Here is a 23285-nt window from a genome sequence, read left to right as displayed (position 1 = left end):
AAAAGAGAGGTAAAGGGTGATGAAAGGGAAAAAAGCCGTTTCGGTTTTAGTGTCTGTCGTATGCGCTGTGATAGGGATCCTTTTGATATATTCTTTTGTCAGCATGGCAAGAAGCATAATTGAACTGGTTCTGGGTTGCGGTTTTGCTTTTCTTTCAGTCTTTAATCTGTATCTGACAGTGAAGTATTCAAAAAATAAAACTTCAAAATTACAATGACTATTGAGCACTGAATTTATGAAATAACTTTATTTTTTTTGTCATCCAGCTCATACTTAAATTCTTTCGGCAGACAGCCGGTATACTTTTTAAATACCCTGGCGAAATATGAGGGATTACCGGCAAAACCCGTGGCGTTGGCAATTTCGTATATTTTAATGTCGCCAGGGGACTGTTTTATGAGTTCTTTTGCTTTTTCCATCCTGACTTTTAACAGGTATTGAGAAAAACGCATGCCTGTTTCTTTTTTAAACAGTTTCCCGAGGTAATCCACATTCAGATAAAGTATTTTCGACGCGATATACTGAAGTGTAAGATTTTCGTCGTGTATATTCTCATGCACGTACCTTATTACCTTTTCAATTACCCTGTTCTGACCGCTTATCACCGAATCATAGGTTTTCTTTGCCAGCGCCGTTGCCGTGTTGAGGATAAAATCCTTAATTTCCGAAACGGTATTGCATTCATTTATTTTGGTTATGTTTTTGATGCGCTTACTGATCTCACAGTCCTCGCAATGCTTTATTATAATTATATACAGTTCAATGCCGCACGCCCGCACTCTGTTAATGTCAAACCCGTTTATCCTGTAAGAATTGAAAATGGTGTTTATAATGCACCTGACCAAATCAACGTTCCCGCTGCGGATAGCGGCCGAAAGCTCCTCGATTTGAGTATCGGAATTTAACGAGTAATCTGCTCTGAATACGTTGACATCGTCCTTTGTAATAATCTTTCCTTCTCCAAGATAGAATTCAAATTTTACAATATCCTTGACTTCCCTGAACATCTGTGCCGCATTTGAAATAACCCCCTCGCTGCTTATCGCCACGGTGGGTTCGACATTATAAACCGAAAGGCACTGCTTTTGAATTTTCTCAACCATCCTGGACAGGCTATCAAAATCTGTCATACCCGTCAAAAGCACAACATAAGTGTTAATAATAATGCATACGGTTACGTTTCCAGCTCCGAAATTCTGCTCCACCAGGCTTTTTAAAGCCAGCAGCTTAACATAATCATACTCATCTATTTTAAAAAGCAGCATCCGGTAAGGTCCTTCATGCAAATCAAATAGTTTTTCATACGGTTCCAGGCTCCGAATGTTCGGCGACCCCTGGAAAAGATCGCGGAAAAACTGCTCCCTGGCTTGCGGCAGAAGCTTTTCCACATTTTCCTTCATGGATTCTATAAAACGTTCTTTTTTCTCAATATTCTGAATCCTTGAAACGGCTTTCTGAACACTTCCTTTAATGCTGTCGGCGTCACATGGTTTCAAAAGGTACTGCAACACTTCATTCTGAATTGCTTTCTGAGCGTAAGAGAATTCATTATACCCCGAAAGGATGATGAATTGTGTTTCCGGCATAAGAGGCCTTACTTTTTCCACCAGCTCAATCCCCGTAAGTACAGGCATAATTATATCGGTAAGGACGATATTGGGCTTTTCCTTCAATATTATGTCGTATGCCTCTTTACCGTTTGCGGCAAGCAAAACTCTGTTTATACCAATATCCGACCACCGTATAGCTTTTGAAATCCCTTCCCTAACCGCACGTTCATCGTCGGCAATTAAGAGAGTATACATAAACTCTCCCCCTGTTTCTCAGACACTTTTATTTTCCGCAGGAATCCGGATTATAACCGTTGTTCCCTTTCCGCGTTCGCTTTCTATAATAAGGCCGTAATTTTCGCCGTAAAAAAGCCTGAGTCTCTCGTCTATATTTTTCAGTCCTATACCCCTCCTTGTGGGTTTGCTTTCACCGCTCAGAAGCTTGTTGACAAATTCCCTGTCCATTCCGGGGCCGTTGTCTTTAACGCTTATTTCCGCGCACCCGTCCCTTTTGCAGCCTGATACGCGGATTTGGCAGATCCCTTCAAACTTTTCAAGACAGTAGTTGATGGAATTTTCCACAATGGGCTGAAGAGTAAGCTTTGGTATTGTCAAGTCCAGATATTCCTCATCAACTTCCATCCTGAAATCCAATCTCTCTTCAAAACGTAACTTTTGAATTGTAATGTAGTTCTCAAGTATATTCAGTTCCTCCCTGAGACTTATATTATCCTGAAGATCCAAGGTTGCCCTGAACATATTGCTTAGCGCCCTTACCATGCTGGAAATGTTGTCAAGGCCATACCCCGGAACGGAGAAATAGTGGTAAATGCCGCGAAGGAAGGCTTTACCGACAGTAAAGTCACAGGGCGTGCCCAGAGAAGTTTCATCGGCGAAACCAAAGATCGGTATCTGGTAATGGGCACAGTGAATAATGTAACCCTTAACGAACTCGCCTTAATATTGAAAGACATAGGTATCGTAAACGCCATAAACCTGGACGGCGGCGCTTCCTCGGCACTAATGTTCGACAATAAAATCATTACGGCTCCTACGCGAAACTTGAGCAATGCCATAGTAATAACCCGGAAAAAGGACAAACCGGTACGCATTCAGCTGAACGGCAGGGAAATGTTTTTTGACACCGATCCTTATTTTTCAAACGGAAGGACAATGGTACCGTTGAGGGGTATTATGGAAGCCCTTGGCGCCACCGTGGGCTGGGATTCTTCCACCGGCACAATCTGGGCGTCAAAAGGCGATACCAGGGTTGAAATGTGGAACGGAAGCAATATCATCCGGGTAAACGGCGAGGAACGCACCCTTGACGTTCCGATACAGGTAAAATACAACAGAACCCACGTTCCTGTGAGGTTTATTGCCGAAATATTCGGCGCCGAGGTTGATTTCAATCAGGACAAAAACATGGTTACAATCAGGCTGGAAAACTCCAGTCCCACCGAAGTTTACGACAAGGCGGTTGCGGAGTTAAACAGTGGAAATTCCGCCGAAGCCGAAAGACTCTTCCTCGAAGTTCTGAAAATTGATCCGTCTTACGCAGGAGCAATGCTGAAACTGGCAAAACTTTATTCTTCCACCGATAAGGAAAAATCGGCGGAATACTTCGAAAAATTCCTGGAAATTCAGCCGAAGGATTATGAAGCATGGAATACTCTCGGCTGGACATATGCAACTCTCGGCAATGTCCGAAAGGCTTTGGAAATATTCAAATTCCTGACCACGGAAAAACCTGACGTCGCCGCATACTGGATAGGTCTGGGGGATATGTATGCTCACTACCAAATTCAGGATTACACATCGGCAAAAGAATGTTACAACAGGGCACTGAGTTGTCCCAACATCAGCGAAAGCCAGAAAAACAGCGTTTATGAAAAGCTGAAGAAATATCAGTGAAATTTAAGGCTCCCTCAACGGAACGGGAGCCAATTTTTTTAACTTTTTTCAAACTTCGTCCTTACTTCCCCGTCAATCCTCACATATACTTTTCAGCTTTTCAAAATATTGTTGTCATCTTTCTGTCATATATAATGTATCTCTTACACATTTCAACCTGCCAATTAATATGTTGTTTTCGGGTAACTCATCAAAAGAATAAAATGAACTGAAAATATATTCGCCGTCCTTATCATTAATTATAGAGCGCTCCAGATCTTTAACCGTTATTCCTTCCTTCGGAATTAACTTAAAAACACTGTAAACTTTCTTTTCAAGCATTCGTGTAGGAAATGCTTTTAATCTGACAGATCACTTTTATAAACATATGCGTCTATGTAATACCGACAAGCTTACGGAGGTTTCTATGCTTAATGTATAATAGAAATAAAAACACATAATTCTTGAAATGGGGGATCTGTAATGGACGTAAATACCATATCCCTTTCGGGGGAGTGGAAATTCTCTCTGGACCCGGAGAAAGCGGGCATCACCGGAAAATACTATGAAAACGAACTTACCGATAAAATTATCCTTCCCGGAACCACCGATGAGAACAAAAAGGGCTTTAAGAACGAAAAACACGAAACAGAAAGGCTAACCAGAGAATACATATATATCGGGTACGCATGGTACCAAAAAGAGATTGAAATAAGCGAAGCCTGGAAAAACAAATATATCCTGCTCTTTCTTGAACGTACCAGAATAAGCCACGTCTGGCTTGATGACAAATACATCGGGACACAGAACAGTATCTGTACCCCTCATCTGTACGAACTGGGCCGCATAGACCCCGGTCCTCACAGGCTGACAATTATGGTTGACAATTCAGAACTTCCCGTTCCTGGAAGCCACCAGACATCTCCTGACACCCAAACCAATTGGAACGGTATTCTCGGAAGAATTGAGCTTACGGCTACCGATCCTGTCTGGATAAATGATATAAACGCTTATCCGGATATACGGGGAAAAAAGGTAAGGCTTAAGGTGCAAATAAGAAATGAAACAGGGAAAAAACTTTCCGGAATCCTGAGGTTAAAAGCCAACAGTTTTAACAGCCCTGATTCCCACAACGTACCCGAGGTGAGCTACAACATAAGCCTTGAAAATCAGACAACTGAAATTGACATAGAATATTTTATCGGCGACAATATGCTGTTATGGGATGAATATTCCCCCTCGCTGTACAGGCTTTACGCAAAGCTTTCAACAACGGGCGCCGAAAAATACATAAGCTTAAAAGAAATTACTTTCGCAATGCGTGAATTTTCAGCCAAAGGAACTCAGTTTAACATTAACGGAAGAACGGTATTCTTAAGGGGGAAAACCGACTGCTGCGTCTTTCCGCTGACAGGCTATGCGCCAATGGACTTAAAAAGCTGGCTGGAAATTTTTCAGATTGCCAAATCATACGGGATCAATCATTACAGATTCCATACATGGTGTCCTCCTGAGGCATGTTTCACCGCAGCCGACATGCTGGGAATTTTCCTTCAGGTTGAGCTTCCGTACTGGGGTCCTTTTTACGAGCCCGGTGAAAAGGACTACAATGAAAACGCATTTTATTACCTTTACAGTGAAGCGCGGGCCATCATAAAAACCTTTGCAAACCATCCGTCCTTTGTCATGTTCTCCGCCGGCAATGAACTTAGCGGAAGCAGAAGGGCCATTTCAGAACTTATAAAAACCCTGAGAGAATACGACAGCCGCCTGCTTTACAGTGAGGGCTCAAACTCATTTTTGTGGGATCCTAAAATTCCCGACGAAAGCGATTTTTGGGTAACAATGCGTACAGCGCCCGGTGATTCAATGGTGCGAGGTTCCTTTTCCCACGCTGACAAACCCCTCGGCCATATACAGGCAGGCCCTCCGAACACAAGGAAAACTTATGCAGACAGCATATCAAACATACCAATTCCGGTAATAAGTCATGAAGTTGGGCAGTATCAGTCATACCCGAATTTCAGAGAAATAGAAAAATATACCGGCGTTTTAAAACCATATAATCTTGAGACATTCAGACAGCGGGCCGAAAAGGCCGGAATACTGGATAAGGCTGACGATTTTCATAAAGCTTCGGGAAAACTTGCGGTGCTTTGTTATAAGGAAGAAATCGAAGCGGCGCTCAGAACCCCCGGTTTCGGCGGAATTCAGCTTCTGGATTTGCAGGATTTCCCCGGTCAGGGTACGGCTTTGGTGGGAATACTTGACTCATTCATGCATTCCAAAGGATTTGTCACTCCGGAAGAATGGAGGGAATTCTGTTCGGACATTGTATTGCTTGCCTGCTTTGACAAATACACTTATACCACCGGTGAAGAGTTCTGTGCCGAAATAAAGGTTTCCAACTACGGGGCCGGTGATATTGACAACACTGTTATCGAGTGGTGGATTGGCAACGGCCAAGAAACATATTTCAGAGGTTTTCTGGAGGTGCCTGAAATCCGCCAGGGAACGGTTGATACGGCAGGAGAAATAAAATTGAACCTTGAAGGGGTAAAAGCACCTGAAAAACTGACGTTAAACCTTAAGTTTAAGAACTCGGACATTAAAAACCATTATTCGATTTGGGTATATCCGAAGAAAACCGATATCACAATTCCATCGGAAATTTGTGTCTCGAATAACACAGAAGAGGCCAAATCCCTGCTTAAAGAGGGTAAAACCGTTCTTTTCGTTGTTGACAAGAATACTGAAATAGACAGCGTAGAAGGCTTTTTTGCTCCGGATTTCTGGTGTTACCCGATGTTCCGGAAGGCCTGTGAAGACGCCGGTAAGCCTGTAGCGCCCGGTACCCTGGGGATACTCTGCAATAATAATCACCCGGCATTAAAAGAATTTCCGTGCGACTATTACAGCGACTGGCAGTGGTGGCATATAATCACGAATTCCAGGCCGGTAATTTTGGATAAGGCCGCGCCCGGGCTTAATCCTGTCGTTCAGGTAATAGACAACTTTGATAGGAACCACAGGCTTGGACTGTTGTTTGAAGGACGGTACAAAAAAGGCAAAGTGTTTGTATGCGCAAGCGACCTCTTTTCCATTCAGGACAAACCCGAAGCAAGGCAGCTTTTACATAGTATTCTGAAGTACATGGCTTCGGAGGAATTTAATCCTGAAACAGTGCTTGGCTGATAATAAAAAATCAGGCATATCGGTTCTGAGTTGTCTTCAGAAGGATATGCCTGATTTTTATTCTTAGTCACTTTTATTCTTTACTCTTCTTCCTCAAGCCGGAACTCCACGAAGTTTTTGCCCTCGCCCGTTACCTTGTATGATGCCCCGGTATAATCCACAATGCTTGTAAACTTAAGCGTATAGGTAATGTCATATTCAAGCCTGTCAAATTTCAAAACCAGCGTTCTCGCATTTACATACAGCACACTTAACGGAACCTTTTTTATGGTCATATTATTGTAACTGTACTCAAGGGTATAATTTGCAGGCGAAAGGTTATTCTGGTTAAACGCAATTTCCTTGTCAAAATCAAGCTTTACGGCATCGGTTGAAATCGGCACCGCTCCTACAATGGAAGGAGCAGTTTTTGCCACTGACGAAGCTTTAAAGTAATCATAAATGTTTTCGCCCAGTTCATTTCCCAGGTAATCCTTAAACTTGTAACTTACATTGAGTTCATATTCCCTGTTGGCGCTTAAATCGCCGTCGTTAAAGAACAGCACCACTCTGTAAGGATGTATTGAAGGCTCATACAGCGCGCGTACAGGATAAATCTTTCCCGTGCCTTTTTTCGGCCTTACATAGTAATTGCTTTCATCTTCGGCGCTGTCCGCATCAGGAATATTTGTGAAATATACCTCAATTGTCTGCCTGTCTATCGCATCAATATCCTGGATATCAAAATCATCGGTTGAACCATAGTCCGCCTCAAAGGAATAGGTCATCTCGGTGATATATTCCTGCCTGGTAATATCGTTCAGGTTATTGATTGTTATATAATACTTCGCATTTTTTACGAATTTGCCCTCAATGTTCAGGTATAAAACCTTTCCGGTGTTCGCGCCCTGGCTTTCAATTGAGATATGCTCAATTTTAATGGGCTTGTTGTTTTCATCGGTCAAATAGAAATTGTAAATCTGCTGTGCGAGGAACGGATTCACTTCCTTATTGAAACTTAACAGCAGCGTTTCCCTGTCGTAAGCAAAAACTTCCTCCAGCCGGAAATAATCCGACTCTCCTCCCACCGCCTTAAAGGTCATCTCATCATTTTTGCCGTCATTCAGTCTCACGCCATATGCGCTTGTCATATCCCCGCTTATTACAAGGGTATAAACATTATCCGCGGTAAATGAACCCGTTTTCAGCGTCAAAAGCACGCAATTGTTTTCGGACACCACGGTGCGCACCAGAAGCTGGTCTTTACTGCCTTCTGCAAATTTATCATCGTCATCGTCGTAAATGGTGTAATATATGCTGTTTTCGCTGTTCAGATTTACCGGATGAGTAAAATATACTTTTATTGATTTTTCATTTACAGGTTCTATTTTATTGATCCTGAAAAAGTTGGATTCCACCTCATCGGGGCTGGCACCTATAAAAGCGCCGTACAGAACTTCCTTCACATTGCCGTCGGTATCCTCCACACCTCTTATCTCAATGGTATATTCCACTCCGGGCCCCTGTTTCTTTGTTTTAAGGGTGATATAGTTTTTCTCGAAATCTTCTATGTCATAATCCAGTTCCTGATCTTCGTCCGTGGATTTATAAATGAGTATGGAATCAAAATCTTTGATGGGTTCGTTGAATATAATGGATACCGTCTGCTGGTCAAATACCACTATTTCTTCTATATCGGTTTCCACGGCGTCTTCTATCAAGCCCAATTTTATGGCTTCCGCTCTTGTTATAACTTCTGCGTCTATTAACTTGTAAAACAGCTCCTTACCGGTCTTTTTTTCTTTCAGCATCAGTGCGTTGTACATTATATTTACAGCACCCGAACGCCTGAAATCGGTATTGTCGTCCTCTTTTGAAATATAGCTCAGGTCGGTTACAAGCCCCACTTCAAAAGCCTTTTTATAAATATTGTTCCATGTATAGTCGGTGTTAATTTCATAACCCAGTATGCTCAGAATTATTTTTAAAAAACTTTTTTCGGTAATATAGTCATTTGGCTTGTAATTCCCAGATGTATCGCCGCTAAGTATGCCCGCCTGGGCGCAGTAACCAACATACGGGGCATACCAATGATTAGGATTAACATCCGGGAAAACCGCTGATGCTTTCCTGTAAGAATCATCATTCAGCAATACGTGTAAGTTTTGGCCAAGAATTCTTACTGCAAAGGTGGCAGCCTCTGCCCTGCTTAATTTTTCATTTAAAAGATAATCTCCATTAGAACCTTCCAGAATTTTCAGAGTACTTAAGAAATCCGCCTTTTCCAGAAGTGATACGTTTGCCGGTATTGCAAATGATGAGAAGCTGAATGTAAACAACAAAGTAACAATCAGAAACGTAACCGGTACCGATCTTCTTTTCATCTTTCGTTTTCCCCTTTGCATCAAATTTTTCACTTTAATTATATCAATATTAGAAAATATTGTATATGATAATATGACAAATTTTAATAAAAAAAGTTCCTTTTAGGCATAAAAAAACTCCCCTTTCCGGGGAGTTCGACCGTTTATTGTGCCATTTTGTATGTCGGAACGAGTACTTTTACATATTCTTTTAGTTCATTGGCATCCGGTGATTTATATACCTTTTGTTTCAGAATCTCAAGCTCTCTCTTCAGAAGTTCATAATCAATATGTAGCGGTTTTGCAATATATATCTTGTTATGTTTTGTTGCCTTAAGCCCTTCTTCATTCAAAAGAAGTTCTTCGTACAGCTTTTCTCCGGGCCTCAAACCCGTTATTTCGATATCTATGTCCTTATATGGCTCAAACCCTGAAAGCCTTATCATATTTTTCGCCAGATCAAGAATTTTGACCGGCTCTCCCATATCAAGTATAAATATCTCTCCGCCTTCCGCCATCGCCCCTGCCTGTATTACAAGCTGAACCGCCTCGGGTATGGTCATAAAAAATCTTGTAACATCCGGGTGCGTAACTGTAACAGGCCCGCCTTCTTCGATCTGTTTTTTAAACAACGGAATAACGCTTCCGTTGCTTCCCAACACATTACCAAAGCGCACAGCAACGAATTCTGTCTTACTTCTTGTATCAAGTGCCTGTATTATCATCTCCGCAATACGTTTTGTCGCGCCCATTACATTTGTAGGGTTAACGGCCTTATCGGTGGAAATGAGAACAAAACGTTCGGCATTATACTTATCCGCACAGTGGGCAACATTCCACGTTCCAAACACATTGTTCTTTATTGCTTCCTCAGGGTTGGCTTCCATTAAAGGCACATGTTTATGAGCTGCGGCATGAAACACATATTGGGACGAAATGTATCAAAAACTTCCTCCATTCTGTCCATTTCACGGATATTAGCTATTACAGGCATAATATCCAGTTCAGGATATTTTCTTGTTAATTCAATATATACATCATGCAGGCTGTTTTCATAGTTATCCAACATTACAAGTCTTTTCGGCTCAAAAGAAGCAATCTGCCTGCACAGTTCCGAGCCTATCGAACCTCCGCCACCGGTAACCAGCACAACCTTTCCGCTCAAATATCCTGCGATTTCTTCCAAATCCACGACAACAGGCTCTCTTCCAAGCAAATCCTCTATATTAACGTCTCTGACCCTTTTTAACATCACTGTTCCGTCAATCAGCTGCGACATTGAAGGAAGGATTTTAACCTTACATTTGGTTTTTGCGCACTGTTCATAAATTCTGTTAATAACCGCAGGCTTTGCAGAAGGAATTGCAATAATAATTTCATCTATATGCTTTCTTTCCGCGATATCAACTACATCGTCTATTCCACCCAAAACGGGAATACCGTTAATTTTCTTTCCCTGTTTAAATTTATCATCGTCCAAAAACGCAACAGGCCTGTATTTATGTTCCGGATGAAGCTCCATTTCCTTTGCAATCATGGCACCAGCGTCTCCGGCACCGACAATAAGCACTCTTTTAATATCATCCAGTCTGATTACCCGGCCCAATACAAGCCTTCTGTACAAACGATAAGTCATTCTGGAACCGCCGATAAGCAAAACATCAAACATTCCTGTAATAACAAAAATGCTGCACGGTGCAAGCCTTTCCACAAACGCTATGTACACAAAAAGAATACCGTTTGTTATTGATGAAGCAAGAAAAATACTAACGAGTTCATAAACACCGGCATATTTCCAGAGGCTGCTGTATAACTTAAAAGGTATAAATACAGCTATTTTCAGGGCAACTGATATTCCAAGCAGAATTAGCATCCGGTCTAAAAAATGCTTAGGTATTGTATTGAAATCCAAATCAAACCGGATTAAATAGGCACAAAAAAAGGATATTGTTAACAAGACTACATCAGACAAAACAAATAATCCTGACTTAAGTTTCTGCTTCACTGTTTTTCCTTCCTTCAGATCTTTCAACTGGAAAATTCATTGTTATTTTAACATAATATTTAATTATATTAAAGGAAAAACTAATGTGGATTGTATTTTTACATTTGATTATATACTTGCTTGACAATATTAATTGTTCTCTCCAAACCAGTTCTCATGTCAAACTTGGGTTCCCATCCCAAACTCTCCAGCTTATTTGCATTGAGAACGGATCTTGTTGAAGGATTATAACTCATTTTTTCAATTTCACTGGGTAATTCTGTAATAATCTTTTTACCAGCTATTTCAGCTATTATCTCCGCTATTTCTCTAATGGAAACAATAGATTTCTTATTTGCTATGTTATAGGCATTTCCCGTTGCTCCATGCAACAGAATTGTTAGGATTCCGGAAACGCAATCTGAAGTATAACAATATGATCGTATTTGTAATCCCTTACTTTTCATTACTATATCTTCATTATTTATAACATTTTTTATAAATTGGAACGAAGCCCTATTATCTTTTGATGTAAAAGTTGGCCCGTATACATGACAAGGCCTTGCTATAACAGTTTCAATCCCATATTGATGAGTATACGCAACACAAAGAGTTTCCGCTGTCCGCTTGGCATTTGGATAACATGCCCTTATATTTGTATTGTCAACATACCCACTATATTTTTCATCAAACTCAATGTTATCTTCTATTCCCTCACCATATACTTCACCCGATGATACAAAAAGGAATCTTTTTAGCCCATTTTTTCGTGAATATTCTAAAAGATTGTATACACCTGATACATTCCCCATGACAGTACCGACAGGGTCGGTTATAAATGCTTGAGGATATGCATTGCTCGCAGCGTGGATAATATAATCAAACTTGTAACTGCAATCCAGGGGGTAACTGACATCATGTTGTATTATATGGAAATATTTATTATTGTAGTGTGTTTTAAACCTTTTTTCTAAAGTTAATTTATTTCTCCCCAAAGCAAAAACATTAATTCCGAATTTGCCTATTTCGTTACAAAACATTAACTCATCTACAAGTAAAGAGCCGATCAGTCCACTTGCACCAGTAACGAGAACATTGCAATTATTAAGTTTATCAAGAGAATTTACAGTTCTAAAAATGTATTTTAAGTCTTCTCTATAAATCCTATTATTATAAAACATCCTTGCACCTACTTTAACCAATCGTCTTTCTTCGTAGCAAGAAGTGCCTTAAATATTTCAATATCTTCAACTGTTGTTAATTTAATATTTTTTTCGGAACCAGCTGAAAAATAAACAGTTTCACCTAATTCAATCATCAACGTGCAAGAAGTTACTGAATTTGTTATATTTCTTCTTTTCGCTTCTTCATGGGCCCAAACAAGTTTTTTAAGATGAAATGCCTGTGGGGCTTGAATCCTCATTAATTTATTACGATCTTTATTACGATCAAAAAACACAGAATTTGATTTTTCCTTATCATCTGTAACAAGTACAGCCTCCACGCAAGGTATCGCAGCCACAGCAGAACCATATAATTTACATTTAGCAATACAATCAGATATTATTTCCGCCGAAACCATCGGCCTGATACCATCGTGTACTATTACAATGTCATCATCACTATATTTTTCTTTTACAGCATATACCCCATTTCTTATAGAAGCCTGTCCAGTTTCGCCACCGGAAACAATCTCCTCCAGTTTTGTTATATTAAATTGTTTGGCATATGCTCTTAAAATTTCGTGCCAGCCATCCAAACAGACAACAAATATTGAGTCAATATCAGGGTGAGCCTGGAAAGCCTCCAAGGTATATATAATTACAGGCTTATCATTTACGTTAATAAACTGTTTGGGAATATCTTGATGCATTCTTTCCCCTTTTCCACCAGCGATAATAATTGCTATATTCATAGCTTTCCCTCCAAATTCATTGTTATATTTTTTATAAAATTGAGGATAGTATCTTGTCAAATTCTTAAATCAATCATTTATTTTAAATTCAATAAAATAATGCCTTTCCCTTTTTTCAATGGGCGGAATTTCCATATAATTTCCATACAAATTTCTGAGGTAAAGATCTACATTGTTTGGAACGTATGCTTTTCGACCTTCAAATAAAATTTCCCTGGGTGGTAAAAATGCTTCTTTTGGTAGTATTTCACCAAAATAATGTCCTCTCCCCGAAGGAATACCACATAAATTACTGTCTTTTCCCCTCGCGAGAACTCTATCATAAAAATTAAACCATTTTTTATATGAAGCAAATGAGGCACAAAACCCAATGGTAGTTCTTAATCTATAATTTACCTTACCAGCTAAGGAAGCTGAAAAATACTCTTTTAGTATATCGTTTCGTAATTGATAGATCATAGCTGAATATCCAATATAGTAGGTTAAATTCGCAAAAAAACCTTTTAAAAGTCTAATATATTTGTTTTCTGGTACATACTCAATTGGGAAAATATCGATATAAACGCCTTTTGGGACATCACTATTAGCATTAAACATTTCAACTAAAATTGTATCCTTTTTGTAAACTTTTGTAAAAGTATTGCTAACATTATATTTCGAATTGGGTGAAGTAATTTCATATAAATCAGATAATTCTTTGTCAAATACACTAATAAATTTATTATAATCTTCTCTTGGCATTATCAAATCCAAATCATCATCCCAAGGAATAAAACCCCCATGTCGGACTGCCCCTAAAGCAGAACCCCCTCCAAGCATAACTCTGATATTATATTTTTCACAAACCCTTAGAATATCTGAGTACATCTCAAGTAGACATTGTTTTAATTTATTAGATTCGTCCTGATTCAAGTTATATAATAGTTTTGATTTTCTAACTAAATCTGCAGCCACTTTTCTGGTATATATCATTTTTTATCCCCTCTGAATTTTAATATAAAACACTTTAATAAAGACTTAATGGAATTTTATTCTATCCTCTTTTTATCATTTTCTTTAAATATTTCTTAACAGGATTTGGTATCAGCCTTTTTACTCTCGCAAAAATAATCTTCCATTTATTTGCCTTATAATATTCTTTTGCTACAGCTCTATATCCACCTTCACGCCATGTTTTAAATATTGCTTCTCTATTAAGGCTTTTTTTCACGGGGCTATTTAACTGAGCATTATATATTTTAGCCTGTTCAAAAGAAGATTCAATCAAATAAAGATAATTTGCTAACTCGCCTGCTATCATTGACCCCTTTTGACTATTAACTAATAAAACAGACACACCATTTTTTGTGTTTATTTCAGGATGAACTTTTTCAACTCCCCAATAATCACCTATGGTGAAATCTCCTACTCTGACTTTGCCTGCATACTTGCATTCATAACAACTTTCTCGATAAATATCACCATTTAAAAAATAAGTATAATAATATGATTCAACTGGATAAATCACTCTATTTAATATTTTACTATGTTTTTTATAAACAACTTCACTTATGAGTCCCCATCCTTTTGATTTATCCCTGAATTTAAAATTTATGATTTCTCCTTTGTATTTTCCTTCTAAATAACGAATATACCCTTTAAAAAAGCTCACACTGGGAACACCATGACAAATTAAATCTATTGTAATGAGCCTATCATAATCCTTTCTTAAATATGCTTTCAACCCTGCGATTTGGCAGGGAGTTCCCGTAAATAATACCCATTTCCCATTTTTTAAATAATTCTCTGCTTGGATGTATGTATCATCAATATCACTTTGAACGTATTTTGAACCCTGAATTTTTTCCAAATAAGCTAAATTATCTATGCATACATGCTTCGGATACATCTTGTCATCATATGCACATCCAAATACAACGCCACCTCTGTTGAAAACAAAATTTGCCAATGCGCCAAAAGCCCCGCCTGATGCACTATTTTCCAATACACTTTTGTCTTTGTTAATGGCCGCGTATGTGTATAACGGAATATTACCATCAACCGTTACTTTCTTAAAATCACAAACTTTGTTGCATAATCCACATTCTATACATAGTTCTTCATTTATCTGCGGATAAATAAAACCATTTTCATCGGGTTTTACTGTAACAGCTTGCTTAGGACATACATTTTTACATGCCAAACAGCCACAGCAATCCTTTTTTTGTTCAAACAGTCTTACCATAGTTTTTATCTCTCACACTCTAATAACATTTAAAGAAGATCATTTACTCAGATAAAGCAGTTAGTAAAAAATTCTTGGAATATTCAATTCTATCATTAATAATTTCGTAAACGTCTTCAAAATTGTCTATATGAATACCAGTTTTACATTTTTCTGTAATATCATTATTAATTATTCTTTCTTCAAGGTTGCACATCTTTAGTACATTATAAATCCTGGAATTCTGAGAATCCTTTTTTTTATCATCAAATCTTTTAAATACATAAAAATCTTTTTTAAATACAATTGAAAAAAGAGTGCCATGATATGAATCTGTCATAATAAATTTTGCATTTTTTATTAATCCAATAAATTCTTCCGGCCCGACAGAAATCCTCATATCATAATTTTTAAGAAAAGAATTGAACTTTACCGGAATTACTACCACCTTATAAGATGTTTGGTCCTTTAAACTATCAACTGCATCCCAATACTCTTTTCTATCTCCAAGAAAATAGCATAAAATGTAATCATCATTAATATTGGGTGAAACCATTATCTTTTCCCAATCATGCTCGCTTAATAAAAGTGTAGGATCTAATACTACTTCTGCTTTTTTTGATGTTAAAGATTTTAAAATATTAACGCCAACTTCTTCTCTGACTGAAAGCTTGTCATACCTGTTAATCCATTTTTGAATTTTCCTTTTCTTAAAAACCGGTATACGCCTTACCCCAAAACTCGGGGCATATGCTATTTTCTTTTTCCCATCATCAACAAAATTTAAAAAATAGATCCCATTCAAGTTTTCAGGATTCCAAATTTGGTCACTTCCACAAATGAAACAATCAATTGACTTGTTTAGTTTTCGCAAATCCTCATTTGACTTAATTTCCGTAGTCAGGTTTATATTTCTCTCTACAAAACTTCTAAATAAATTTTTTCTTTCAATTAGCTGCTTTTTTATTTCTGGTCTTAATGACCTAAACTTAATGGATTCTATTTTGTCTTTGGTTCTTTTTATGTACTTTCCATATTTTATTTTTTCTAAAACTGTTTTTAACTGTGGTATGTAATTAACAATAACACAATTATAACCTTCTTTTTTCAAAAATTGTTGCAGTGCATATGCCTGTAACACTGTCCCATAATTTATATAGTGAAACCACGTTACTATTCCTATATTCATCTACTTTATTCCCCTTTAGCTATTTAATTATGAGTATGTCATTTATTCCCTTTTGCGTGTAAATCTATTTATATTGCTTATTACAATTTCAACCAGTTTTTTAATTTCATTTCTATAAATAAAAATTAATAAGGCAAATAGAAAAAATTCAACGATATATAACCTGGCAGATGTAAACTTTATCATAGCTATTGATTGTAACAATAGTATAAGATATGAGCATAAGTCATTAATAATTCTAATTCTTAAATTTATATACTTTTTTACATTTAAAATTCTAATACACCATACAACAAAATATGATATCAGAGTAGCTACTGCTGCACCTATAACTCCAATACTTTTAACTAATATAATATTTAGAATTATATTGAGTAAAGCCCCTGCAATAGTAGAATAACTATACATTTTGGTATCTTTTACAGCCGAAAATATGCCTCCAATCAACCCAGCCATAGCACCAAATACATATGCTATTAACAGAAAAGGTACATATTTCCAGGCGTCATAAAAATCTTTTAAAAACATAAAATGTGCTATTACTTTAGTGAAAATTATTACTAAAGAACAAACCAAAACATTACATATATTGTAGGTATGGTATATATTCCCATAAAAATTATTTTTATCATTAGGATCATACTCCTGTACCGCTGATATTTCCCACGCTTGAAGAAAAATTGACTGTAAAGTATTCAAAATCGTAGGAATTTTATATGCAATTGAATAAACTCCATTAGCTGCAACACCACAAATCCATGTTACAATATACCTGCCCGAAGTATTATTAACCCACCAGCTAATGGAATTTAAAACAAGTGGCCTGCTGTAATTCTTCATTTCATCTCTGATATTTTTATTTTGTACATTAAATAAGTTAATTCTATATAATTTTAAACATACACAGTAAAAGAATATAGCTAATAGCAATGAAAGAATATTTGCTATAAAAAACCCGGATATACCCAATTTAAAGAAAATTAGAAAAATAATATTAAATAAAACCAATAAAATTGTCTGAATAATACCTGCAAATGCTACAACTTTTATTTCATTTATACCACGAGCATAATACGAACATAATTGATATAATGCACTAACCAGATACATTAACATAAAATAAATACAATAATCATTTAATGCAGGAATAATATTTAAAATCCAATTAATTATAATTATTAAAAGCAAACCTATAAAACCTTTTATTGTTATTTTTAGGCCGACAGAAAATACATCATTACGATTAATATTTTTTTCTAATGCAAATCTTAAAACACTACTGGAAATGTTTATTGTTAAAATGGGCATTAATAGATTTATACTTGTAATGACCAAGTCATATGAACCATATTCATAAGTTGACAATATATTTGTATATAAAGGAACCAATAGAAATACTAATATTTTACTGCCAAAACTGCTAATTGACAATAATCCAATATTTTTAATTAGCTTTCTGTAGTTTTCCAATTAAACTCCGCCTTCTTAATCATTTAATTAAACCTTTTATATTTTTTTTGAAAAGATAGAGTTTATAATATAACTTTCCACCGATAATTTTTCTTATAAACTTTTTAAATTTTCCCCATTTACTTATCCAAGATGAATTAAAATGATGTATAGAATAAGTATTCTCAGTAATAATCAATTCGTTTGTTTTCATGTCAATAGGGCAAAAATAATCTGTAGGAAAAACAGTTACCCCGTATATTTCTTGTTTAACGTTTTCTTCCCTTAATCCCTTTGTTTTTAAATAATCTGTAGTATATGTAACAATTGTTGTAAGATTCATGTTTCCATTATTATCAATAAAACTTAAATTTTTATATAACTCTATCATTTCTTTTAAAAATAATGTAGCAGGTTCGGAAGCTAAAATTAACCCCGGATTTACTCGACCTAAACTTTCGAATCCTAATACAGTTTTATAATTCAGTAAATCATCAATGGGTTTTACTAATTCTACATCTACATCCAAGTAAATACCACCATATTGATTTAAAACATAAAAACGCGCAAAATCAGAAACAAAAGCATATTTTTTATGCTCATAAGCTTCCTTAGTATATTTAATCATATTAACATCAAAATTATTCTCATTCCATTCCTTTATTTCGCAGTCAGGCATATATTTTTTCCAACTTGATATGCATTTTTGTGCAAATGGAGGCAGCTTTCCCTTACCAAACCAACAATAATGTATTATTTTAGGTATCACTTTTTACCACCAGATTTTTATTATTTTCTATTTCTTCTGAAGAAATATTAAAAATAAATATACTTGTTGTAAATATAATAGTCAAGTCCAAATTAGTGTATAAATTACCTCGGTCATCAAACGGTAGCTAATGAGACAATAGCCTAAGCGTTTATGCCGCGAAAGCTGTTGACGATGAGTACATGGCATGTTAGGCTGTTGGCCGGGCATCACCATACTAGCGCAAGACTTCTCCTCAAAGATAAGGGGGATGGCCCTGATGCCTGAAAACATGCCATGGGAGGCTCATTGTCAACAGACCGTGGAATAAATGCGTCTTCTATGCAGCAGTGCCAGACTTTGATTCCTTATCCTGCACTTGATAGTACAGCTGCATATCAAGGTATTTACGACCGGTCTGCCATTTCTCATCCTGCTCTATTAATAGAGCCCCCATGAGCCGGATGACGGATGCAGCATTGGGAAAGATTCTAATGACTCGCTCTCGACGACGAATTTCCTCATTCAACCTTTCCACACCGTTTGTAGTACGAAGCCGTTTCCGATACTTCAGGGGCAACGCAAGAACAGCAGTAATATCATCAAATGCTTCATCCAGGAGAGCTGTGGCTTTTGGTGCTTTGACTTCATATGTTTGGATAATGTGGTCTCTGATTTTACGAGCACTCTCAAGGTCAACAGCCTCATAAAGCTGGCGCAGCTCTTCCTTAATTTCCGTCTGTAATGCTTTAGGCGTATGATCCAGTATGTTCCTGGAAAAATGGGTTTGACAACGCTGCCAGCTAGCACCTTGAAAATGCTTTCTAACAGCATTAACCAGCCCTTTATGGTCATCAGAGGTAACCAGGCGAACATCCTTTAGCCCACGATCCTTGAGTGAAGAAAAGAACTCACCCCAACTGCTTTCTGATTCGCTGTTGGCTAATTGAAACCCGATGATTTCACGATAGCCATCTTCGTTAACGGCAATGGCGATCAGCATACCTCTTGACTGTACACGTCCATTTTCCCGCACCTTTACATAGATGGCATCCACCATGAGAAAGGGATAATGGCTTTGCAGAGGCCTTGTACGGAATGCTTCTACTATTGGATCTAAGTTCTTGCAAAGTTCTGAGATGGTCGATTTTGAAAACTTTTTTCCACATAGCTCTTCAGTAATTAGCTCAACCTTTCGAGTGGAAACACCATTGATGACCATCTCCATCATAGCCAGCACCAACGCTTGTTCACTGCGCTGGTATCGGGCAAAAAGCTCTGTAGAGAACTGTCCATTGCGATGCCTGGGAACCCGTAATGTGAGTGTGCCAACTCGCGTAGTCATTTGTCTATCTCGAAACCCATTGCGGTATGCGGCTCTTTCTTCAGTGCGCTCATAGGGTTCAGCACCTATTTGCTCTGTAGATTGAGCTAAAAGTATCTGGTTGAAGATTTCCTCCAACAATTTGGAGAATGCTTCATCCCTACCATTTGATAAAAATAATCCGTGCAAAAGTTCTTCGGTTATAGTAATATTAAACTGAGCCATGGTTCATCCTCCTCGGTTTGGTATTTGTTTAGCAACTATATTTTACCGAGGTATGAGCTTTGGCTCAACTCCTTTTTACACCATTATATAGACTTAATCTATTGGTTTTTGAGTTAACAAGAAATCAAAATATACAGAGGAATAATCTGTTACCAATGCATCCACTTGTCCTAAAAGTTCATATAATAATACATTTTTCATCGCTAAATCTTCATTTGTAAATTTTATTATATTAGTAAATTCTAAATTTAAAAATTCTATATCATTTTGATATGGATGTGGTTTAATAACCAAAAGAACTTTATTTTCCTTTAAAAAACTGTTAATTTCACTTATATTTTTAGATGATATTATTGGGAAGTCCGAAGTCGAATCAATTCTATTGATAATTTTAGACTTTCTAAATGTCGGCATAAATAAGATTATCTTGTCGTATTGATTGTTTATGCCTAACATTTCTTTACAATTTTTATCACTAAATAATAAATCATTTCTCGGATTTCCCCCCCAGAAATATTTGTTCTTCAGTATGCCCGTAACTTTCCATAGATATTGGTATAAAAAACTTAGAGGTTACTAAAAGATAATTATCTGATCTAGCCCCTACTGGTTTTTTACTATCTTTTTTGTAATTTCCCATCCTTTTTAAAGGTGACCCATGCCAAAGGTTAAATATTTTTTGGTTTCTACATGCTTTAAATGCTACCACGGATAATGAATGTGTATGAAAAATATACTTTGATGAAAGCAAGTGAAAAATACTACTTAGAATGCCACTAACAAAATATATATTTTCGTTTTTATATTTGCTCTCATATACCTTTGGTTCTGCCAGAAGGCAATATATTTTATACTTTTTCGTATAGTTATTATTAATAAAATGAACAAGCATTGCTTCTAAGTTATCATTAAACATTTTCCTTCCATATAAAACAATTTTCCTCTCATTCTTAGGAAAAAATAAATTAATAAAAGATAAAAACCTAAAGTTTATCTCTTTAAACAATTTATAAAAATTCATTAAGCTCACCTTACCTTTTTAATTTCGCCAAAAAAATTCATATGGAAATACTATATTCCATTCTGGTCGATATATAAAAATTACAGTGTGATAAAGCAATGTAAAAAACATAATCAAATAGACATAAATTGATTTTTCATATTTATTCTTAACCATCTTTATAATTTTAGGAATAAGGATAATACTAAATACAGAAAAATATGAAGCAACACGATCTAATAAACTTGCTCTTATTGCCATAAACGAAAAGATTGTACCTAGTGTCATTATATAGAGTAATATATTGACTTCACTATCTTCACCTAAGTTTTCATTAAAGATTAATTGCTTTTTATTTCTTTTTACAATTATTAAGCTAAAAGTTAATATAACAAAATTAATTAAAAACAGTATGTAATTCGCTAAACGGTTTCCTTTAAAATAGCTGGATGTTAAATAATGCTTATATTGAGGAAATAACGTAAATGCTAAATCTAAAAGCGGATTAAAAGCTACAAAACCTATAATTGCTGCTATGCTTAATAAAATAAAATTTTTTCTATTGAATTTAAGATTTACAATAGGATATGCTATTAAAAAAATTATAGCTGTAGTATGGAAACATGTTGCTATAATTACGGTAATAGAGAAAGGTATTATTTTTCTTTCTTTTAAATATTTAAATGAAACAAAAATAATACCCATCGCTAAGCAAAATCTAATTGTGTTCATAGTCGCATAAAAATACCTTAACGTAATAAACAAATAAACACTCAACCATGCAATTGATGATTCTTTATAAATAAATGTCAAAAACAAATAAAGTATAATAAAACTTGTAACAATTATTATTGCTTGGCTATTTGAATTAAAAAAGTAAACAATTCTATTGAGCAATACAAACCCTATTTCATATCTGGTCTGAACAGAAAACAAGCTTTCCGCCTGACCTAACCTATTAAATAAATCAATATAAGTTTCAGTATCATTACCTATATTAGCTGATCTAAATGCAGATATAATAAATAGTTTTAGAAAGACTAGATATAAATATATTTTTTTCTTTTTATTTGATGAACCATTTAAAAATATCAATACAGCTTCTAATAGAATGATAACTAATAGAATATAGTATATACCCATTACTAATATCAAATCCTTTATTATTTCTTCATATCCATATATAATTTTTCCAGTTTGTTAGCCTCAACATTAATGTCAAATCCATATTTAACTAAAATATCAGACGCATCATCCCTAGCATTAACTTTATACATTTTAAGCACTTCATCCGCCCAATGTTCCGGTGTTTCATTTAAGCTAATAAATTTATAATTATGTAATCCTACTTCCATTGTTATATTCGAAGACATCACTATTGGCAAACCTGATGCTTGTGCTTCAACAGCTACAACAGGCAAGCCTTCAAATAAAGATGGGAGTATAAAAACATCCATTGCTTGCAACAAAGCAGGAACATCATTACGTTTTCCCAATAAAATAATATCTTCGGAAACATCTAATTGGTTTATTTTTTCTTTTACTTGCTCAAATAGAGGTCCTTCACCAACAAGAAGTAACTTTGCCCTTGGGTTCTTTCTCCTAATTTTGTCAAAAATCTCAATTAAAAAAATATGGTTTTTTTGTTTATTAAAACGCCCTATATGACCTACTACAAAATTATTTTGTAAACCTAATTCTCTACGAACAATGTCCCGAACTGATTGATTAAATTTATATTTTTGCAAATCTATCGCATTATTAATAATTACAACACTACCACTATTCAAACTTTTTTTCCCATATAGAAATTCACCAGCTGCTTTAGAACAGGCAAAATAATGAGTAGCATGTTTCTTTAGTCTTAAACATAAGATTCTATTCCTAATAGAACTAATCAATTTATCAGAATACATTGTTGTATGACTATGCGTTATTATGTTAGGAATACCATTTTTTTTAGCGATTGGAGCCAGCAAAAAAGTCAAATAGACCTCATGAATATGCAATGCAATATACTTATTTTGGACTAATATCTCTGCGAATCTCTCTTTAAAAGATTTATTTGGTGGTTTCGGAATCAGAAAGACTTTACCGCCATAGTTTTTAATTTCTTCCTCATAAGTATTATCAATATCTTTGAAAAACGCAAAATCAAATTGTATTTTTTCTCTATTAATATGGCGGTAGTAATTCATAATGACACTCATAACACCGCTACTTTTACTTAAAGATGACACAAAATGTAAAACCCTTATTTGATCCATT

19 protein-coding genes and 1 pseudogene are annotated in these 23285 nt (G+C 36.0%); 3 read left to right on the top strand and 17 right to left on the bottom strand.

What is annotated here, in order from left to right:
- The first annotated feature begins 19 nt into the window (after positions 1-19).
- Positions 20-217 carry a hypothetical protein gene (locus tag CST_RS00770; RefSeq protein WP_015357888.1) on the top strand — a complete coding sequence of 66 codons (198 nt, stop codon included), beginning with the start codon at positions 20-22 and terminating at the stop codon, positions 215-217.
- 16 nt (positions 218-233) lie between these two features.
- Here CST_RS00770 and CST_RS00765 read toward each other — a convergent pair whose 3' ends face one another.
- On the bottom strand, positions 234-1805 hold the full coding sequence (locus tag CST_RS00765; protein ID WP_015357887.1) for a response regulator transcription factor: 1572 nt from the start codon (positions 1803-1805) through the stop codon (positions 234-236).
- A gap of 18 nt (positions 1806-1823) precedes the next feature.
- Positions 1824-2339 (bottom strand): sensor histidine kinase, encoded by a 516-nt coding sequence (locus tag CST_RS00760; protein WP_275450130.1) that lies wholly within the window; start codon positions 2337-2339, stop codon positions 1824-1826.
- Positions 2340-2351: 12 nt separating this feature from the next.
- On the opposite strand from CST_RS00760, the gene CST_RS00755 reads away from it, so the two are divergent.
- Positions 2352-3464 (top strand): stalk domain-containing protein, encoded by a 1113-nt coding sequence (locus CST_RS00755; protein WP_323054214.1) that lies wholly within the window; start codon positions 2352-2354, stop codon positions 3462-3464.
- A 114-nt stretch (positions 3465-3578) separates the two neighbouring features.
- On the opposite strand, the gene CST_RS00750 is transcribed toward CST_RS00755, so the two are convergent.
- Positions 3579-3785 carry a hypothetical protein gene (locus CST_RS00750; protein ID WP_015357884.1) on the bottom strand — a complete coding sequence of 69 codons (207 nt, stop codon included), beginning with the start codon at positions 3783-3785 and terminating at the stop codon, positions 3579-3581.
- Positions 3786-3926: 141 nt separating this feature from the next.
- Here CST_RS00750 and CST_RS00745 point away from each other — a divergent pair, with 141 nt between their 5' ends.
- On the top strand, positions 3927-6638 hold the full coding sequence (locus tag CST_RS00745; protein WP_015357883.1) for a glycoside hydrolase family 2: 2712 nt from the start codon (positions 3927-3929) through the stop codon (positions 6636-6638).
- An 80-nt stretch (positions 6639-6718) separates the two neighbouring features.
- On the opposite strand, the gene CST_RS00740 is transcribed toward CST_RS00745, so the two are convergent.
- The 14 genes and pseudogenes from CST_RS00740 to CST_RS00675 all read right to left on the bottom strand — a co-directional run bounded on the left by CST_RS00740 (position 6719) and on the right by CST_RS00675 (position 23284).
- Entirely contained in the window at positions 6719-9001 is a 2283-nt protein-coding gene (locus CST_RS00740; protein ID WP_015357882.1) for an S-layer homology domain-containing protein, read from the bottom strand.
- 143 nt (positions 9002-9144) lie between these two features.
- Positions 9145-10985, bottom strand: a pseudogene (locus CST_RS00735) (polysaccharide biosynthesis protein).
- A 98-nt stretch (positions 10986-11083) separates the two neighbouring features.
- Complete coding sequence (locus CST_RS00730; protein WP_242823567.1) at positions 11084-12166, bottom strand: NAD-dependent epimerase/dehydratase family protein; 1083 nt, start codon at positions 12164-12166, stop codon at positions 11084-11086.
- Positions 12154-12879 carry an IspD/TarI family cytidylyltransferase gene (locus CST_RS00725; protein WP_015357880.1) on the bottom strand — a complete coding sequence of 242 codons (726 nt, stop codon included), beginning with the start codon at positions 12877-12879 and terminating at the stop codon, positions 12154-12156. Before CST_RS00725 ends, CST_RS00730 begins: the two co-directional genes overlap by 13 nt.
- A 69-nt stretch (positions 12880-12948) precedes the next feature.
- Positions 12949-13851 carry a LicD family protein gene (locus CST_RS00720; protein ID WP_015357879.1) on the bottom strand — a complete coding sequence of 301 codons (903 nt, stop codon included), beginning with the start codon at positions 13849-13851 and terminating at the stop codon, positions 12949-12951.
- 61 nt (positions 13852-13912) lie between these two features.
- The gene (locus CST_RS00715) at positions 13913-15103 is read right to left on the bottom strand and encodes a Coenzyme F420 hydrogenase/dehydrogenase, beta subunit C-terminal domain (RefSeq protein WP_015357878.1); all 1191 of its coding nucleotides are present in this window, start codon (positions 15101-15103) and stop codon (positions 13913-13915) included.
- 43 nt (positions 15104-15146) lie between these two features.
- Positions 15147-16271: a polysaccharide pyruvyl transferase family protein gene (locus CST_RS00710; RefSeq protein WP_015357877.1), complete on the bottom strand. Its 1125-nt coding sequence runs from the start codon at positions 16269-16271 to the stop codon at positions 15147-15149.
- Between the two features lie 42 nt (positions 16272-16313).
- Positions 16314-17741: a lipopolysaccharide biosynthesis protein gene (locus tag CST_RS00705; protein WP_015357876.1), complete on the bottom strand. Its 1428-nt coding sequence runs from the start codon at positions 17739-17741 to the stop codon at positions 16314-16316.
- Positions 17742-17760: 19 nt separating this feature from the next.
- Positions 17761-18489, bottom strand: a complete 729-nt coding sequence (locus CST_RS00700) for a glycosyltransferase family 32 protein (protein WP_015357875.1) — start codon at positions 18487-18489, stop codon at positions 17761-17763.
- Between the two features lie 319 nt (positions 18490-18808).
- Entirely contained in the window at positions 18809-20017 is a 1209-nt protein-coding gene (locus CST_RS00695; RefSeq protein ID WP_015357874.1) for an IS256 family transposase, read from the bottom strand.
- 93 nt (positions 20018-20110) lie between these two features.
- The gene (locus CST_RS13785) at positions 20111-20545 is read right to left on the bottom strand and encodes a CDP-glycerol glycerophosphotransferase family protein (RefSeq protein WP_081594879.1); all 435 of its coding nucleotides are present in this window, start codon (positions 20543-20545) and stop codon (positions 20111-20113) included.
- On the bottom strand, positions 20505-21038 hold the full coding sequence (locus tag CST_RS13780) for a CDP-glycerol glycerophosphotransferase family protein (protein ID WP_015484824.1): 534 nt from the start codon (positions 21036-21038) through the stop codon (positions 20505-20507). Before CST_RS13780 ends, CST_RS13785 begins: the two co-directional genes overlap by 41 nt.
- Positions 21039-21056: 18 nt before the next feature.
- Positions 21057-22160, bottom strand: a complete 1104-nt coding sequence (locus CST_RS00680) for an EpsG family protein (protein ID WP_015357871.1) — start codon at positions 22158-22160, stop codon at positions 21057-21059.
- 20 nt (positions 22161-22180) lie between these two features.
- A complete protein-coding gene (locus tag CST_RS00675) occupies positions 22181-23284 on the bottom strand; it encodes a glycosyltransferase family 1 protein (RefSeq protein ID WP_015357870.1) in 1104 nt (367 codons plus the stop codon).
- Between the last annotated feature and the right edge of the window lies 1 nt (position 23285).

The organism is Thermoclostridium stercorarium subsp. stercorarium DSM 8532, assembly GCF_000331995.1.
Classification (GTDB): domain Bacteria; phylum Bacillota; class Clostridia; order DSM-8532; family DSM-8532; genus Thermoclostridium; species Thermoclostridium stercorarium.
This window is presented reverse-complemented; position numbering and strand designations above follow the sequence as displayed.

What these genes read in the sequence shown, in the direction of transcription:
- CST_RS00710 (WP_015357877.1), bottom strand. Translation starts at nt 16,271, where the DNA reads ATGAATATAGGAATAGTAACGTGGTTTCACTATATAAATTATGGGACA.
- CST_RS00695 (WP_015357874.1), bottom strand. Translation starts at nt 20,017, where the DNA reads ATGGCTCAGTTTAATATTACTATAACCGAAGAACTTTTGCACGGATTA.
- CST_RS00745 (WP_015357883.1), top strand. Translation starts at nt 3,927, where the DNA reads ATGGACGTAAATACCATATCCCTTTCGGGGGAGTGGAAATTCTCTCTG.
- CST_RS00675 (WP_015357870.1), bottom strand. Translation starts at nt 23,284, where the DNA reads ATGGATCAAATAAGGGTTTTACATTTTGTGTCATCTTTAAGTAAAAGT.
- CST_RS00720 (WP_015357879.1), bottom strand. Translation starts at nt 13,851, where the DNA reads ATGATATATACCAGAAAAGTGGCTGCAGATTTAGTTAGAAAATCAAAA.
- CST_RS00715 (WP_015357878.1), bottom strand. Translation starts at nt 15,103, where the DNA reads ATGGTAAGACTGTTTGAACAAAAAAAGGATTGCTGTGGCTGTTTGGCA.
- CST_RS00725 (WP_015357880.1), bottom strand. Translation starts at nt 12,879, where the DNA reads ATGAATATAGCAATTATTATCGCTGGTGGAAAAGGGGAAAGAATGCAT.
- CST_RS00750 (WP_015357884.1), bottom strand. Translation starts at nt 3,785, where the DNA reads ATGCTTGAAAAGAAAGTTTACAGTGTTTTTAAGTTAATTCCGAAGGAA.
- CST_RS00770 (WP_015357888.1), top strand. Translation starts at nt 20, where the DNA reads ATGAAAGGGAAAAAAGCCGTTTCGGTTTTAGTGTCTGTCGTATGCGCT.
- CST_RS00765 (WP_015357887.1), bottom strand. Translation starts at nt 1,805, where the DNA reads ATGTATACTCTCTTAATTGCCGACGATGAACGTGCGGTTAGGGAAGGG.
- CST_RS00680 (WP_015357871.1), bottom strand. Translation starts at nt 22,160, where the DNA reads ATGGGTATATACTATATTCTATTAGTTATCATTCTATTAGAAGCTGTA.
- CST_RS13780 (WP_015484824.1), bottom strand. Translation starts at nt 21,038, where the DNA reads ATGAATTTTTATAAATTGTTTAAAGAGATAAACTTTAGGTTTTTATCT.
- CST_RS00740 (WP_015357882.1), bottom strand. Translation starts at nt 9,001, where the DNA reads ATGAAAAGAAGATCGGTACCGGTTACGTTTCTGATTGTTACTTTGTTG.